Annotated in this window: 13 protein-coding genes; 4 read left to right on the top strand and 9 right to left on the bottom strand. The window is 66.8% G+C overall.

What is annotated here, in order from left to right:
- The first annotated feature begins 82 nt into the window (after window positions 1-82).
- Window positions 83-2,902, top strand: coding sequence for a bifunctional diguanylate cyclase/phosphodiesterase (locus G474_RS21925; RefSeq protein WP_051281993.1), 2,820 nt, complete (start codon window positions 83-85; stop codon window positions 2,900-2,902).
- A gap of 6 nt (window positions 2,903-2,908) precedes the next feature.
- Here the strand turns inward: G474_RS21925 and G474_RS19830 are convergent, their stop codons facing one another.
- Window positions 2,909-5,245 carry a sensor domain-containing protein gene (locus G474_RS19830; protein ID WP_169729503.1) on the bottom strand — a complete coding sequence of 779 codons (2,337 nt, stop codon included), beginning with the start codon at window positions 5,243-5,245 and terminating at the stop codon, window positions 2,909-2,911.
- 311 nt (window positions 5,246-5,556) lie between these two features.
- Here G474_RS19830 and G474_RS0106355 point away from each other — a divergent pair, with 311 nt between their 5' ends.
- From G474_RS0106355 to G474_RS19825, 3 genes are all read left to right on the top strand, one after another.
- The gene (locus tag G474_RS0106355; protein ID WP_026686239.1) at window positions 5,557-6,105 is read left to right on the top strand and encodes a YaeQ family protein; all 549 of its coding nucleotides are present in this window, start codon (window positions 5,557-5,559) and stop codon (window positions 6,103-6,105) included.
- Window positions 6,106-6,214: 109 nt separating this feature from the next.
- The gene (locus G474_RS0106350) at window positions 6,215-6,760 is read left to right on the top strand and encodes a hypothetical protein (RefSeq protein WP_043463475.1); all 546 of its coding nucleotides are present in this window, start codon (window positions 6,215-6,217) and stop codon (window positions 6,758-6,760) included.
- Between the two features lie 54 nt (window positions 6,761-6,814).
- Window positions 6,815-8,443, top strand: a complete 1,629-nt coding sequence (locus tag G474_RS19825; protein ID WP_043463472.1) for a methyl-accepting chemotaxis protein — start codon at window positions 6,815-6,817, stop codon at window positions 8,441-8,443.
- 36 nt (window positions 8,444-8,479) lie between these two features.
- Here G474_RS19825 and modD read toward each other — a convergent pair whose 3' ends face one another.
- The 8 genes from modD to G474_RS0106305 all read right to left on the bottom strand — a co-directional run bounded on the left by modD (window position 8,480) and on the right by G474_RS0106305 (window position 14,438).
- Window positions 8,480-9,334 carry a ModD protein gene (modD, locus tag G474_RS0106340; protein WP_026686237.1) on the bottom strand — a complete coding sequence of 285 codons (855 nt, stop codon included), beginning with the start codon at window positions 9,332-9,334 and terminating at the stop codon, window positions 8,480-8,482.
- 11 nt (window positions 9,335-9,345) lie between these two features.
- A complete protein-coding gene (locus G474_RS0106335; protein ID WP_051281990.1) occupies window positions 9,346-9,744 on the bottom strand; it encodes a hypothetical protein in 399 nt (132 codons plus the stop codon).
- A 20-nt stretch (window positions 9,745-9,764) separates the two neighbouring features.
- Window positions 9,765-10,157 carry a NifB/NifX family molybdenum-iron cluster-binding protein gene (locus G474_RS0106330; protein ID WP_026686235.1) on the bottom strand — a complete coding sequence of 131 codons (393 nt, stop codon included), beginning with the start codon at window positions 10,155-10,157 and terminating at the stop codon, window positions 9,765-9,767.
- A gap of 81 nt (window positions 10,158-10,238) precedes the next feature.
- Window positions 10,239-11,315 (bottom strand): molybdenum ABC transporter ATP-binding protein, encoded by a 1,077-nt coding sequence (modC, locus tag G474_RS0106325; RefSeq protein WP_026686234.1) that lies wholly within the window; start codon window positions 11,313-11,315, stop codon window positions 10,239-10,241.
- A gap of 9 nt (window positions 11,316-11,324) precedes the next feature.
- Complete coding sequence (modB, locus tag G474_RS0106320) at window positions 11,325-11,996, bottom strand: molybdate ABC transporter permease subunit (RefSeq protein ID WP_026686233.1); 672 nt, start codon at window positions 11,994-11,996, stop codon at window positions 11,325-11,327.
- A 15-nt stretch (window positions 11,997-12,011) separates the two neighbouring features.
- Window positions 12,012-12,794, bottom strand: a complete 783-nt coding sequence (locus tag G474_RS0106315; protein ID WP_211228070.1) for a TSUP family transporter — start codon at window positions 12,792-12,794, stop codon at window positions 12,012-12,014.
- 42 nt (window positions 12,795-12,836) lie between these two features.
- Window positions 12,837-13,595, bottom strand: coding sequence for a molybdate ABC transporter substrate-binding protein (gene modA, locus G474_RS0106310; RefSeq protein ID WP_026686231.1), 759 nt, complete (start codon window positions 13,593-13,595; stop codon window positions 12,837-12,839).
- A 24-nt stretch (window positions 13,596-13,619) separates the two neighbouring features.
- Window positions 13,620-14,438, bottom strand: a complete 819-nt coding sequence (locus tag G474_RS0106305) for a TOBE domain-containing protein (protein WP_026686230.1) — start codon at window positions 14,436-14,438, stop codon at window positions 13,620-13,622.
- Between the last annotated feature and the right edge of the window lie 14 nt (window positions 14,439-14,452).

Genomic DNA, 14,452 nt, shown 5'->3' with positions numbered 1-14,452 from the left:
CATATTACTTTCAGTCTAGATAAGCACCCCGTACAATGGGCCGGATTTCTCCATCCTGCATTCCTAGAGGCGGCCAATCCACTTGACTACTTCGATCCGAAAAAACTCCCGCAGCCTCAAGGTCAAGATCGCCCTGGTCGTCGGTCTGGTGGCCCTGCTGCTTCTGGGGCTGCAGGCCCTGGCCCAGATCCTCCTGCTGCGCCCCGAGCACCAGCTGCTGGTGGAGTCCCAGATCGACACCCTGGCCCAGCAGACCGCCGCCAGTCTGGACGAAAAGATTTCCACCCGCCTGCTGGCCCTGGAACGGACCGCCCAGCACTTTCCCCAGGCCGCCCTGGCGAGCGAGGCCGCCCTGGAAGGCTACCTGCAGGACCGGAACGCCCTGCTCTCCCTCCTGGACGATGTTTACATCTTCAGCCCCGACGGCCATCTGCTGGCCGACTGGCCCCGGATTCCCGGGCGCCGGGGGCTGGACATGTCGGAACGGGAGTACATCCGCAAGGTCATCGAGCAGCGCCGCTCCTTCATCTCCGAACCCATCCTGGGGCGCATCACCAAGCAGCCCCTGATCATCCTGTCCACCCCCATCCTGAACGACAAGGGCGAGCTCACCGGCATCCTGGCCGGGGTCATCAACCTGTTCAAGACCAACATCCTGGGCAAGCTGCGGGAGCTGCGCATCGGCACCAGCGGCTACATCCTGCTCACCCACGCCGATGGCCAGGTGATCATGCACCCGGACCCGGAACGCATCCTGCAACCCCTGCCCGCCAGCGACGCCACCCTGCTGCCGGCCCCTGGGGAGCCGGCCGGCGGCGTCACCCGGGTCAGCTTCCCGGACCGGCCCGATGCCCTGGTGGCGCACCGCACCATGGCCAGCACCGGCTGGCTGCTCACCGCCATCTACCCGGCCGACGAGGCTTTCCGCCCGGTCGAACGCATGTCCCGGGAAACCCTGGTGATCGCCCTGATCCTGGGGCTGCTTACCGTTCCCCTGGTATGGCTGCTGGTGCAGCAGCTGCTGCGCCCCCTGCAGGAGCTGACCGGACAGATCCGCCGCCTGGCCCAGCAACACAAGCCGGGCCGGGTGGAGGAAGACGGCAGCGAGGAAATCCGCGAACTGGCCCAGAGTTTCAACGACTTCATGGACCGCATCGAAAAAGCCGAGCACCACATCCGCGTCCATGAACAGCGTCTCTCCCTGGTGCTGGAAACCGCCAGTGACGGTATCTGGGACTGGGACCTGGCCCGGAACGACTTCCTCGGCAACCAGGCCCTGGCCCAGATGCTGGGCCTGGCCGAAGATGGCCCGGTCGCCACCACCCCCCGGCAGATTTCCACCCACCTGCTGGACGAGGAACGGGCCTCGGTGCGCCGGGCCATCATCGACTGTCTCAAGGGCAAGACCGAGATGTACCGTTCCGAACACCGGCTGCGGCGTACCGACGGGCGGGTGATCTGGATCCTGGAACGGGGCCGGGTGGTGGAGCGGGCCCCGGACGGCCGGGCCCTGCGCCTGGTGGGTTCCTTCTCCGACATCACGGTGCAGAAGGACAACGAAGAGCGGATCCGGGAAATGGCCTTCTACGACGCCCTCACCGGCCTGCCCAACCGTAGCCTGCTGGGGGAACGCACCGAAGCCGCCATGCAGCAGGTGCGCGAACACCGGACCCAGCTGGCCCTGCTGTTCGTGGACCTGGACCACTTCAAGAACATCAACGACTCCCTCGGCCACTTCACCGGCGACCTGGTGCTCCAGGCCGTGGCCCAGCGCCTCTCCCGGCTGGTGGGGGACAAGGGCCTGGTGAGCCGCCTGGGGGGCGACGAATTCGTGGTGGTGCTGCCCCATGCCAACCCGGAACAAGCCGCCGACCTGGCCCGGCGCATCCTGCGCGAGGGCGGCAAGGCCTACCAAGTGGAAGAGCGCCTGCTCACCATCACCCCCAGCATCGGCATCAGCATCTTCCCCGACGACGCCACCGATTTCGAAACCCTGCTGCGCCATGCGGACATCGCCATGTACCGGGCCAAGGAAGAGGGCCGCAACGGCTTCCGCTTCTTCACCCCGGAAATGAACGAGATGGTGTGCCAGCGCCTGGAGCTGGAAAGCGCCATGCGCGAGGGCTTGGCCCGGGGCGAATTCCTGCTCCACTACCAGCCCCAGGTCTCCATCAACACCGGCCGGGTGATCGGGCTGGAAGCCCTGGCCCGCTGGAACAACCCGCTCCTGGGCCAGGTGCCCCCCGGGGTGTTCATCCCGGTGGCGGAAGACTCGGGCCTCATCGCCCCCCTCGGGGATTTCGTCCTCAAGGCCGCCTGCACCCAGGCCCGGGCCCTGCAGGACGCGGGCCTGCCCCCCATGGTGATGGCGGTAAACATTTCCGGCGCCCAGTTCCGCCACCCCACCCTGCCCAGCCTGGTGGCCAACACCCTGAAGGAGACGGGGCTGGCGCCGGAGTGGCTGGAGCTGGAGCTCACCGAAGGGGTGCTGATGGAAGACACGGCCGGGGCAGCCCAGATGCTGAACCGCCTCAAGGCCATGGGCGTGCGCCTCTCCATCGACGACTTCGGCACCGGCTACTCCTCCCTGGCCTACCTGAAGTCCTTCCCCATCGACAAGCTGAAGATCGACCGCTCCTTCGTGGCCGACCTGGAACGCAATCCCCAGGACCAGGCCATCATCCGCGCCATCATCGGCCTGGCCCACAGTCTGGGCATCGAAGTCATCGCCGAGGGGGTGGAAACCCTGGCCCAGCTGCAACAGCTGGACCTGGATGGCTGCGACGAATACCAGGGCTACCTCTGCGCCCGTCCCCTGCCCTGCGCCGAACTGCAGCCCTGGCTGGAGGCCGCTAGCTGCCCCAACCGCCCGGTGCTGCGCCAGCCCAGCCCGGTGTGCTGAGGCGCCTCAGCCCAGCTGGGCCAGGAAGGCCTCCATGGGCATGGGCCGCCCGAACAGGTAGCCCTGCAGGAGCATCTCGCCCCGGGCCGTGAGGAAAGCGGCCTGGGCGGGCGTCTCCACCCCTTCCGCCACCACCTTCAGCTTGAGGTGCCGGGCCACGGACAGGATCACATCCACCAGGGCCGCATCGCTGGGATTGGCCGGCGCATCCTGAACGAAGGACTTGTCTATCTTCAGCTCGTTCAGGGGCAGGCGCTTCAGGTAGGAGAGGGAGGAATAGCCGGTGCCGAAGTCGTCGATGGAAAAATGGATGCCCAGGGCCCGCAGTTCGCCCATGGTGGCCACCGTCTGGTGCACGTTGTCGATCACCAGCCCTTCGGTCACCTCCAGGGTCAGGTAGCCGGGATCAGCCCCGGTCAGGGACAGGATCTGCCGCACCCGGGCGACGAAATCGCTGCGGTGGAACTGGCGCGGACTGACGTTCACCGATATGCGCAGGTTCTGCTCCTGAACCCGGGGATCGTTGAGCAGCCGGCAGGCTTCCTCCAGCACCCAGTCCCCCAGGGCCAGGATCACCCCGGTCTCCTCGGCCACCGGAATGAAACTGGTGGGCGACACCTGGCCCCGCTCCGGATGCTGCCAGCGCAGCAAGGCCTCACCGCCCCGCACCTGGCCGCCCTGGTCCACCTGGGGCTGAATGTAGACCTGCATCTGGCTCCGGCCCAGGGCCAGGCGCAGGTCGCCCTCCATGGCGAAGCGGGCCTCGACCCGGGCCTGCATGTCCACCTCGAAGAAGCGCACCTGGTTGCGCCCGGCCATCTTGGCCTGATGCATGGCCGTGTCGGCGAACTTGATCAGGTCCTTGGCCCCGGCGGGCGTCGGCGTGGGGAACAGGGTGATGCCGACACTGGCCCCCAGGGAAATCTCCTGCTGCCCCAGCTGCAAAGGCTCGGCCATGGCCAGGCGGATGCGTTCCCCCATGGCCATGGCCTGATCCACGGCCACATGCTCCAGGGCAGAGAGCTCCGGTAGCAGAACCACGTACTCGTCGCTGGCAAAGCGGGCCACGGTGTCCATTTCTTCCAGCACGGAACGGATGCGCCGGGCCGCCTCCTGGAGCACCAGGTCCCCCACCTCATGGCCCTGGGCATCGTTCAGGGTGTTGAAATCATCCAGGTCCACGAACAACACGGCCCCGTAGCGGCGGCTATGCTGGGCGGCGCTCAGGGCGGTACCCAGCCGGTCCAGGAACAGGCGGCGGTTGGGCAGGCTGGTGAGGGAATCGAAATAGGCGAGCCGCTCGGCTTCCGCCTCCGCATGTTTACGCTCGGTGATGTCACGCCCCACCACCACCAGCCCCTTGCGGCTGCCATCGGGGTTGAAGAGGGGCACCTTGATGATGTCGAAAACCTTGGCCGATCCGCCCTGGATGGGAATCACCTCCTCGGCCCGGGACATGTATCCCGCCTGCCAGGCAGCCTCGTCCGAGGCCTCGCAGCCCATGAAGGCTTCCCGGTAGAAATCCTGATAACGGGCCAGCTCCATGTCCGTCTTGCCCCGGTAATCCACCCCCTCCAGGCCGAACAGGCGCAGGTCGAAGGTGTTGGCCCGCTGCCAGCGGCCCTGGCCGTCCTTGAAGCAGACGATGTCCGGCATGGCATCGATGAGGGTGGACAGCTGCTCCTCCCGGTGCGCCAGGGCCAGCTCGGCCCGGCTGCGGCGGAACACGGAGGCCGCCAGCACCAGGATCACCGCCACCGCCCCCACCAGGCTGGCGATGAAGAGGTTGCGCTCCCGCTGGCGCGCCTCCTCCATGTGGCCGGTGTGGGTGGACACCGCCTGTTCCAGGCGCTGCTGATAGAGCAGCTGCTCCTCGGAAGAAAGGGCCCGGTTGGTAACGTCGTGGATGATGGAAAACAGCACCTGCCGGCCGCTCTCCAGGGTCACCGGCGAGGAATAGACTTCCACGGTGCGCAGGGCGCCGCTGGCCAGGCGATGGGGAAAGATGAAGTAATTGCGCGCCTCGCTCAGGGCCTGGCGGCGCTCGGTGGCCACCGCCTCCGGCTCCAGGGCGTTGAGCTCCTGGATGTTCATGCGCCGCAGCACCGTCGGCGGATAACCGTAGAAATCGCTGGCGGCCTGATTGGCATCGACGATCTCGCCGGTATCGGCATCGACGAACAGCATCACCGCCGTGTGTCGGTGAAAGAGGGTGGACAGAAGATCATTCCTGGCCATGACCACGGCCATGGATGCCGGCACCAGCACCAGGAGCCCCAGGAGCAGCAGCAGGAAACGCGGCAAGCGCACCCGCCGGCGACCCAGCACAACCCTATGAAACATACCCTTCCCTTCCCGTGAGCCAGTCACTCCCGGACTGGCCCCGTCCTCGAAAATCCCGGCACGCCAGGGCGGCCGGAAGGCTCCGGGGGAACACCACGGACCCGCCATTACGCCCTCCCTCAGGGCACGGTCCGGATGCGTCCCCGGCAGCGTCGGGCAAGGGCCCCGCGCCGCCGGATGGACTTCCCCGGCTGTTTTTTTGTTGCGGGACTGTACTCCAGCCTATGACATTGCGCCACCCGTGCCTGCTGGGCTGGGGCCCTCACAGCCAGGGCGTTACAATCCCTCCCTTTTGTTTCCAGGGAATTTCCATGGCCCTCAAGGCAACCATCTTCAAGGCCGAACTCCAGCTATCCGACCTGGACCGGCAGCACTACGGCAACTACAGCCTGACCCTGGCCCGCCACCCCTCCGAAACCGATGAGCGGCTGATGGTCCGCCTGCTGGCCTTCGCCCTCTACGCCAGCGAGTACCTGAGCTTCTGCAAGGGCATCTCCGACGAGGACGAGCCCGACCTGTGGGAAATGGATCTGAGCGGCAACCTGGAGCGCTGGATCGAAGTCGGGCTGCCCGACGAAAAGCGCCTGCGCAAGGCCTGCGGCCGGGCCCGGCAGGTGGTGGTGCTGAGCTACGGGGGCCGGGCCGCCGACATCTGGTGGCAGCAGAACCAGAGCGCCCTGGCAAAGCAGGAGAAACTCACGGTCCTCAACCTGCCCGCCAGCCAGAGCCAGGCCCTGGCCGCCCTGGCAGAACGCACCATGAACCTCTCCTGCACCATCCAGGAAGGCCAGGTCTGGCTCTCCAGCAGTGGCGACGACCTGCAGCTGGAGCCGGTGCGCTGGCAGGCCGCCGGGGAATAGCCGCACACTCCGCCCCAGATAGTTTGGTAAGAAGCAATTAAGGATTGAGTCCCGGGCATGAACAGGGCATCATTTCGCCACACCAATTATCACTAATGGGAGGATCACCATGAAACTGCGTCTCTTGCTCTCGGCCCTCAGCCTCTGTTCCGGCCTGATGCTGGCTCCCCTGGCCGCCCACGCCGCCCTGCCCGCAGAAGTTCAGACCAAGGTGGACAGCTACAAGAAGAAGATGGTGGACTGGGCGGCCAATCCCATCGTGGTCAAGGCGGTCAAGGAAGCCAACGCCAAGGGGGCCGCCCCCGGCATGAACAACGCCAAGTGGGAAGAACTGCCCGACAACGATCCCCTGGTCCAGGCCACCCTCACCGCCCCCGTCAGCCAGCAGCTGAAGAAGTGGGAAGAGGACAAGGGCATCAACAAGCTCTACCTGCGTGACCAGAAGGGCAACGTGGTGGCCGGCGTGGCCCGCACCCTGCTCTTCAATGCCGCCAGCCGCGCCCACGTCGCCGCCGCCCTCAAGGGTGAAGTGGCCCAGTCCCAGGAGATCAAGCCCGATCCCTCCACCCAGGTGAAGAGCGTGCAGCTGGCTGTTCCCGTCCTGGACGGCGGCCAGGTGATCGGTGTCCTGCACACGGCCATCTCCGCCCAATAACGTCCCGCCGACGGCCTGCCCCCGGGCGGGCCGTCCCGTTCCGGAGTATCCGCGATGCACGTCCTCAACCGCGTACGGGTAGGCACGCGCCTGGCCTGGGGATTCGGGCTGGTGCTGCTGCTCATGGCCGTGATGATCTTCATCGGCCTGGGGCAGATGTCTCAGCAGCAATCCAGCCTCGAACAGCTGATCGAAGAATCCCAGGGCCGCATCGCCCTGGTGAACACCATGCGTGATGCGGTGCGCTTCCAGGCCACCGCCCTGCGCGACGTGGTGGCCCAGGAAGACCTTTCCTTCAAGAAGGCCGAGCTGAAGCTGATGCGCGAAGCCCGGAAACGCTACAAGGAGGCCAGCGAAGCCCTGGCAGCCCGGATGACGGACGCCGCCAGCCAGGAGCGTTTCGCCGCCATCCGCAACCAGGAGGAAGCCGCCGCCAACGCCGTGAGTCAGGTCATGGAAGCCACCCTGACCGAGGAACATGCCGCCGCCCAGGCCGGCATCCGGGACGGGGTCAGGCCGCGCCAGCTGGAACTGATCACGGCCCTGGACAAGCTCCAGACCGAACTGGAAAGCCAGAGTCTGGCTGCCGTGGAACAGGCCACCGGCTCCTACCACACAGCCCGGCTGCTGCTCTTCACCCTGGGCGCCAGCGCCCTGGTGGTGGGCACCGGCATCGGCTGGCTGATCACCCGCAGCATCATCACCCCCCTGAAGGAAGCCGTGCAGCTGGCCAGCCGCATCGCCGCCGGGGACCTGACGGCGCGCCTGGAGATCCGCGGCGACGACGAACTGGCCCGGCTCCAGGGCTCCCTGGACGACATGGTGGGCCACCTGGCCAGTCTGATCAGCCAGGCCGCCGATGCGGCCCGCCAGGTCACCGAGGCCGCCCAGGACCTGTCCGCCACCGCCAGCCATGGGGCCACTCAGGCCGAGCAGACCAACGACCAGGTGCTGGAAGTGGCCATGGCCATGGAGCTCATGAGCGTCTCCATCGACCGGGTCGCCCAGGGCGCCCGCAACGTGGTGGAAGCGGCCAGCCAGACCCACCAGGTGGCCGGGGAAGGCAACGACAACGTGCAGCGGGGAACCCAGGCCATCGACGGGGTGGTGCGCAGCATGAGCAGCTACGGGGAGGCCATCCAGGCCCTGAGCGGCCAGGTCCAGGAAATCTCCGACATCACCCGGGTGATCCGGGAGATCGCCGAACAGACCAATCTGCTGGCCCTCAACGCCGCCATCGAGGCCGCCCGGGCCGGCGAGGCGGGCCGGGGGTTTGCCGTGGTGGCCGACGAGGTGCGCAAGCTGGCGGAACGGACGGCTTCCAGCACCCAGTCCATCACCCAGACCGTAGACAGCATCGGCCAGAAAACCGGCTCGGTGGTCAGCGCCATGCGGGAAGTAGCTGCCGAAGTGGAGCGCAGCGTCACCCTGAGCCAGCAGACCCACGTCCTGCTGGGAGAAATCCTGGGCGCCGCCGAACAGGTGGTGGACGAAGCCCGCAGCATCGCCACCACCTCGGGGGAACAAAAGGAGGCCAGCGGCCGCACCACCCGGGCCGTGGAACGCATCACCGAGCTGGCGAGCCGGGAAGCCAGTTCCATGCAGGACATCAACCTGGCGGCAGAGCAGATGCGTAACGCCTCCAGCCTGCTGCAGCAGGTGGTCAGCCGCTTCAAGGTCTGAGTTCCGGGGCTGCTGAGGCAGAAGCCCCGGCAGCGTTCAGCTGCAGGGCTCCAGGCGTACCGCCACATCCCGGGGCGGGGCATTGTAGGGGGCGCTGGACACCAGCACCCGGGCCCCCGCTGCCGCGTAGGCTTCGGCATTGCCCTGATTGACGCCTCCCGCCGCCGCCACGATGGGCGAGCAGCGCAGGCAGGCGGTGCGCCCCACCACCCGGGCCACCACTTCCGGACTGCATTTTTCCAGCTGGATCACGTCGGCCCCCGCCTCCATCCACACCAGGGCTTCGGCCTCATCCGCCACTTCCACCACCACCTGCCGCTCCGGCCAGGTGCGGCGCAGACGGGCCACGGCCTCCGCCGCCGGCAGCTCCTCCAGGAAGGCCCGGTGTTCGGCAAACACCAGCAGGGTGTCGGACAGGCCCAGGCGATGGGGCGAGGCGCCCCCGGCCAGGACGGCCTTGACCCCCAGCTCCTTGGCTCCGGGCACATGCTTGCGGGTACAGGCCACGGCCACCTGGGGCTGGCCCCGGCGGGCAGCGGCCACCAGCTCGGCGGTGGCGCTGGCCACCCCGGCCGCGTACTCCATCAGGGTCTGGGCCGGTTTCCAGACCCGGTGCAGGTCGGCCGCCCGGCCCGTGCAGGCCAGCAGCAGGGTACCCGGCTCGGCCCAGGTGCCGCTGGGCAGCACCGGACCTTCCAGGCTCAGGCCCAGGAGCTGGGCCATGCGCGCCGCCTCTTCAGTACAGCAGGCCACCTGGGCGTGCCGCACCCGGAACTCCATGCGCCCCCGGACCTCGCCTATGCCCAGCCCCCAGGTGGTGGCATCACCCCAGGGCGCATCGTCCTGGAGCAGCTGCTCCAGCAGCAGATCGGAAAAGGTGAAGGGGTTCATGGGCGTTCTCCTCAGCGGGGCATGGCCTGGGCCAGGCTGTAGAAACTCCGGGCCTGGGCACACTCCTCCTCGGCCCGGATCTCCCGCCACACCAGCCAGCGCTCGTCCCGCAGGCGCCAGGCCGCCAGTTCCTCACCATAGGCCAGCACCGTGTAGAACTCCTCCCCATCGTCGGAGCGGGGTTCGGTCAGGCTGAAGCGATGGGCCGTGTAGCAGGGCTTGTCATCGGCATCGTAGCCCACCACCCGAGCCGCCGCCATTTCGTAGTCCCGGTAGCGGCGCAGCTCCAGGGGGGCCACCACCAGGGCACGCCATTCGGCGGGCAGGTGCTCCAGCCAGGATTGGTCGTCCCGCTCCTGGCGCGGGCTGGCTGACGAGGACAGGCGATGGGAATTCGGACAGATCTGCATGAAAGCCTCCTCGACCCGGCTCAATGGCGGGAAAACAGGTCCCGCAACTTGCACAGGCTGGTGGTGATGTCGAAGCGGGGCTGAGCCAGGGCCTCTCCCGCCAGTATCTTCTGCAGGGCAAGCCGGGGATCGGCCTCGCCGGTCACCAGGACATCGGTACCCCGCTGCTTCAGGTGCCGCACGAAACCCTCCCCGGCACTGGCCACCACCGCCAGGTCCACCCCGTCCAGGGGGTGGGGGGCGTCATCCTGGAAGTGGTGGAAGAACTGGGCTTTTTCCAGTTCCACCCGCAGCGGTTCCGGCGGCGCCTGGCCCGGCCGGTAGGCCGCCAGGTCATAGAGCAGCCAGTGGCGGGCCTGGCCCGCGTGTCCGGAAACCGTGTCGTAGTGCTTGGTGGCGATGGCGATCTTCATGGCAGCTTTGCGACAAAAAAGGGTGGCAGATGCGATTCACTCCACATAAAGCGAGTTCCGTGCCTTGTCACCGGCACCGCTTCAGGCCAGCAGGGCCACGGCCTTGACCTGGGCCACCACCGGCTGCCCGGGAGCCAGTCCCAGGGCCAGCCGGGAACGCTCGGTGATGCGCGCCAGCAGCACCGCCCCCTGGGGCAGGGCCAACTGCACCAGCACATGCCCCGGGGTGTCGGTAGCCACCACCGCCTGGACCGTGGCGGGCAGCACATTGAGGATGCTGCTGTCGGCGTGGGCGGCCAGGGCGATGCTCACATCCCGGGCATGAATGCGGCAACGAAGGCGCCGCCCCGGCGGCTCCTCCCGGCGGGAGACGTACAGGTGCCCCCCGGGGAAGTCCAGGCGGGTCAGCCCGTCGGCCTCGTGGGCGGCCACCACGGCTTCCAGCACCACCCCCGCGTCATCGGCGAAGGCGGGCGGCAGGTCAGCCCGGGCCAGGGTTTCCATGAGCGGTCCGCTGGCCACCACCCTGCCCCCGTCCATGAGCACCAGATGATCGGCCAGGCGGGCCACCTCGTCGGGCGCATGGCTCACATAGAGCACCGGAATGTCCAGCTCGTCATGGAGCTTTTCCAGGTAAGGCAGGATTTCCAGCTTGCGTTTCAGATCCAGAGCCGCCAGGGGCTCGTCCATGAGCAGCAGCCGGGGTCGGGTCAGCAGGGCCCGGGCAATCGCCACCCGCTGCCGCTCGCCCCCGGAAAGCCGCTCCGGGGCCCGGTCCAGCAAAGGGCGGATGCCAAGCAGATCGACGCAGGCATCAAAGCCTTCGCCGCGCTTGTTACCGGCCCGCTTCATGCCATATTCCAGGTTCTTGCGCACCGAGAGGTGGGGAAACAGGCTGGCTTCCTGGAACACCAGCCCCAGGGGCCGCGCATGGGTGGGCAGGAAAATCCCCTGGGCCTCGTCCTGCCAGACCTGGCCTTCCACCACCAGTCGTCCCCGGGGAGCCCGGTTGAGGCCGGCAAAACAACGCAGCACCGTGGTCTTGCCAGAACCGGAATGGCCGAACAGGGCGGTCACGCCCCGGGCAGGCAGGTTCAGGTCCACGTCCAGGCTGAAACCCGGGTATTCCATGCGGAAAGCCGCTGCAATCGAAGACATCTCGCACCCTTACTTTCTGGCATTGGGGCGCCAGGCATAGAGCGCCAGCAGCACCGCGAAGGAGAAAATCAGCATCACCGCGGCCAGGCGGTGGGCATCCCCATACTCCATGGCTTCCACATGATCGTAAATCTGCACCGAGGCCACCCGGGTCACGCCGGGAATGTTGCCCCCTATCATCAGCACCACCCCGAACTCGCCCACCGTGTGGGCAAAGGTCAGGATGCCGGCCGTGAGGAAGCCGGGCCTGGCCAGCGGCAGCACCACCGAGAAGAAGGTATCCAGGGGCGAGGCCCGCAGGGTGGCCGCCACTTCCAGGGGCCGGTCGCCGATGGCCTCGAAGGCGTTCTGCAGCGGTTGCACCATGAAGGGAAAGGAATAGAACACCGAGGCCACGACCAGGCCCCAGAAGGTGAAGGGCAGGGTCCCCAGACCCAGGGACTGGGTCAGCTGCCCCACCGGGCCATGGGGCCCCATGGCCAGCAGCAGGTAAAAGCCGAGCACCGAGGGCGGCAGCACCAGGGGCAGGGCGACCACGGCCCCCACCGGCCCTTTCCACCAGGACTGGCTGCGGGCCAGCCACCAGGCGACCGGGGTCCCGATCAACAACAGGATCAAGGTTGTGACGCCGGCAAGGCGCAGGGTAAGCCCTATGGCTTGCAGATCGGTATCTGTCAGCAAGGATGTTCTCCCGATTTATCTGCCATGACGAAAAATTTTCCAGGCTGAGCCCAGGAGCAGGAATCCCAGTACAGCAGTCAGAACTCCAGCGGGCACCAGGCCAAGCAGCAGTCCCCCGGTGATGGCGCCCAGCACCGACCCTGCAGTGAGAACCTGAAACAAGCCCTTCTCCCGGGACAGGACGGCAAAAGCACCGGATTGCCGATACCGCAGGAAACCCACCAGCATGGTGGGCAAGCTGACCAGCAGCGACAGACTGCCTGCCAGCTTGATCTCCACACCGTAGAGCAAGACGATGGTCGGAATCAGCAGCTCACCCCCCGCCACCCCCAGGACGGCAGCCACGGCACCAATCAACAAGCCCGCAAGCAGCCCCAGGGGAACCAGCACCCAGGTATCCGCAAATAGCGCCTGCCCGCCGGAGTCCATGTGCCATACACTCTCAGCCAACATCAACAGGCCCAGACCCAGCAACAGTCCCAGGATCAAGCGATCCAGGGCTCCCCTGGAAAGGGTCATGGCATGTCCGGCCGCCCACCAGGCCCCGAACAGACTACCGGCCAGCAGGTTAAGCGCGATCCAGCCATGGGGCCACAGTGCGCTTGGCGGCAACACCAGGCTGCGGGCGGCAAAAGCACAGATCACGACAACCAGACTGGTCGCCTTGTTGAGGATCACCGCCTGCAAACTGGGGAGACGAAACACTCCGACCAGCAGGGGGAGGCGGAATTCCGCCCCTCCCAACCCGATCATGCCCCCCAGGCTGGCAATGGTGAACCCACCCAGAAAACCCGTCACGGAAGCCCGATGAGATCGCGCCATCGCCATGGCATCAAGGCATCAGCGCAGGCCGTAGCCGAAGGCTCGGATCACCCCCCGGGCCGGCTCACTCTTCAGGTAGGCGAGCAGCGCCACGGCAGCCGGATTGCCCTTGCCCCGCGCGAGCAGGAGCGCATCCTGGTAGATCGGCTCGTGAAAGCTGTCCGGCACGATCCAGGCCGAACCTCCGCTCACCTTGCCGTCCTTGAACACCTGGGACAGGGCAACAAAACCCAGCTCCGCATTGCCGGTGGAGACGAACTGCAGGGTCTGGGAAATATTCTCCCCCTGGACGAATCTGGGCTGCACGGCGGCCAGCAGGTTCAGCTTGTTCAAGGTCTCGATGGCGGCGGCTCCGTAGGGTGCCGTTTTCGGATTGGCGATGGAAAGTTTCGCGAACTGACCGCTCCTGAGCACCTCACCCTGGGCATCCACGAATCCGGGCTTGGCGGACCACAGCACCAGCTTTCCTACCGCATAGGTGAAACGGCTGCCGGAAACGCCCTGCCCTTCCTTTTCCAGCTTCTCCGGGGTCGTGTCATCGGCCGCCAGGAAGACATCGAAGGGCGCCCCATTGACGATCTGGGCGTAGAACTTGCCCGTGGCCCCAAAGGCCAGGACAGCCTTATGCCCCGTGGCCTTCTCGAAATCGGCAGCGATCTGGTTCATGGGGGCCGTGAAGTTGGCGGCCACCGCCACCTGAACCTCATCGGCCAGGACCTGCCAGGAACAGAGGGTCAGGGCGGCCAGGGCGGCGAACTTGCTGAATGGGACCTTCATGATGCTTCTCCTTCGGGTGGTAAATCAGTTCTGGATGCAGAGGATGACGGCGGAAGCCTTGAACACGGCGCAGGCCTGTTCCCCCAGGGCCAGGCCCAGGTGGGCGATGCTGTCGTGGGTGACCACGGCGCAGACGCTCTTGCCCCCGGGCAGGGCCAGGGTGACCTCGGAATTCACCGGCCCTTCATGGATGCGGGTCACCTCGCCCCACAGATGGTTGCGGGCCGTGGTGCGCACTTCCCTGTCGGTAAGCAGGAGCACCGAGGAGGACTTCACCAGGGCATAGACCTCCATGCCCATGGCCAGCTCCAGGGTCTCGGCGGATTCCCGGGTGATCACCGCCACCAGCTCGTTGGTGTCGTCCAGCTTCAGGCGCACCTCGTAGTCCACGTCCCCGGCCTTCAAACCAACGATGGCCCCGGCGAACTGGTTGCGGGCGCTGGTTTTCATGGACATGCGCTTCAAGAGCTGGCGGAACTGGGCGAAGCTGCTCGCCTCCCCATCGTTCATGCTCGCCGCCAGGCGTTCCAGGGCCGCCTGGTACTCGGCCTCCAGGGCCCGGTACAGGGCCACCACCCGGCGTCCGTAATCGGTGAGCTGGGTGCCGCCCCCGTGCTTGCCCCCGGCGGAACGGATCACCAGAGGTTCGTCGGCCAGGTTGTTCATGGCATCCACGGCATCCCAGGCCGCCTTGTAGGACAGGGGCACGGCCTTGGCCGCCTGGGAGATGGAGCCCTGGGTGGCAATGGCCTCCAGGAGGCGGATGCGGGTGTCGCCCAGAAAGGTACCGAATTCGGTTTCCACTTCCAGACGCCCCTTCAGGCGATGTAGGTTTTGTTCCATTTTGTCGTGATGTT

The sequence above is a fragment of the Azovibrio restrictus DSM 23866 genome (assembly GCF_000429665.1).
GTDB classification, from domain to species: domain Bacteria; phylum Pseudomonadota; class Gammaproteobacteria; order Burkholderiales; family Rhodocyclaceae; genus Azovibrio; species Azovibrio restrictus.
Note: the sequence above shows the minus strand (reverse complement) of the source record. Positions and strands in the feature narration are given on the sequence as shown.

Excerpts from the sequence above, each read along its gene's own strand:
- G474_RS19830 (WP_169729503.1), bottom strand. The coding sequence starts at position 5,245 with ATGTTTCATAGGGTTGTGCTGGGTCGCCGGCGGGTGCGCTTGCCGCGT.
- G474_RS0106355 (WP_026686239.1), top strand. The coding sequence starts at position 5,557 with ATGGCCCTCAAGGCAACCATCTTCAAGGCCGAACTCCAGCTATCCGAC.
- G474_RS0106350 (WP_043463475.1), top strand. The coding sequence starts at position 6,215 with ATGAAACTGCGTCTCTTGCTCTCGGCCCTCAGCCTCTGTTCCGGCCTG.
- G474_RS19825 (WP_043463472.1), top strand. The coding sequence starts at position 6,815 with ATGCACGTCCTCAACCGCGTACGGGTAGGCACGCGCCTGGCCTGGGGA.
- modD (WP_026686237.1), bottom strand. The coding sequence starts at position 9,334 with ATGAACCCCTTCACCTTTTCCGATCTGCTGCTGGAGCAGCTGCTCCAG.
- G474_RS0106335 (WP_051281990.1), bottom strand. The coding sequence starts at position 9,744 with ATGCAGATCTGTCCGAATTCCCATCGCCTGTCCTCGTCAGCCAGCCCG.
- G474_RS0106330 (WP_026686235.1), bottom strand. The coding sequence starts at position 10,157 with ATGAAGATCGCCATCGCCACCAAGCACTACGACACGGTTTCCGGACAC.
- modC (WP_026686234.1), bottom strand. The coding sequence starts at position 11,315 with ATGTCTTCGATTGCAGCGGCTTTCCGCATGGAATACCCGGGTTTCAGC.
- modA (WP_026686231.1), bottom strand. The coding sequence starts at position 13,595 with ATGAAGGTCCCATTCAGCAAGTTCGCCGCCCTGGCCGCCCTGACCCTC.
- G474_RS0106305 (WP_026686230.1), bottom strand. The coding sequence starts at position 14,438 with ATGGAACAAAACCTACATCGCCTGAAGGGGCGTCTGGAAGTGGAAACC.